This window comes from Sutterella massiliensis (assembly GCF_016899755.1).
Classification (GTDB): domain Bacteria; phylum Pseudomonadota; class Gammaproteobacteria; order Burkholderiales; family Burkholderiaceae_F; genus Sutterella; species Sutterella massiliensis.
In genome coordinates, this window is sequence record NZ_JACJJC010000327.1 from 1 (window position 1) to 383 (window position 383).

1 protein-coding gene is annotated in these 383 nt (G+C 52.5%); it reads right to left on the reverse strand.

Going from position 1 to position 383, the window contains the following annotated elements:
• Positions 1-3 precede the first annotated feature (3 nt).
• Positions 4-273 carry a hypothetical protein gene (locus H6A60_RS12780; protein ID WP_205105239.1) on the reverse strand — a complete coding sequence of 90 codons (270 nt, stop codon included), beginning with the start codon at positions 271-273 and terminating at the stop codon, positions 4-6.
• Positions 274-383: the final 110 nt, after the last annotated feature.

The window sequence follows — 383 nt, forward strand, 5'->3', positions numbered from 1 at the left end:
AAATCATTCGAGGTCTTCTTCCTCCTTCGCCAACTCGAGCGCGATCCCTAGCGGCGAATCACAGTCGAACGCGAACGTTCTGACGTCGTTGCGCAGACCATGGAGAAGAAATTTCATGACTTCCTCGCGCAGCGCGTCGCCGCAGTGGATAAGGTTTCGCTCGAAATCATCCGCTTCGGTCAATTGATCCAGCGTGACGCAGGCTGAAGTGTTGATCTCATTGAGCGCATCGATGCGATCGTCGAAAGCCTCGAAAAACTCTGCGGGCGTCATCGGCTGATAATTCTTGAGTCTCTCGGCGGCGAGAGGACATTGGTTGCTCCAAACTTGATAGTTTTTCTCGACGCCGAAACAGTCGACGCAGAAAAGGAAGTTCGTTATGT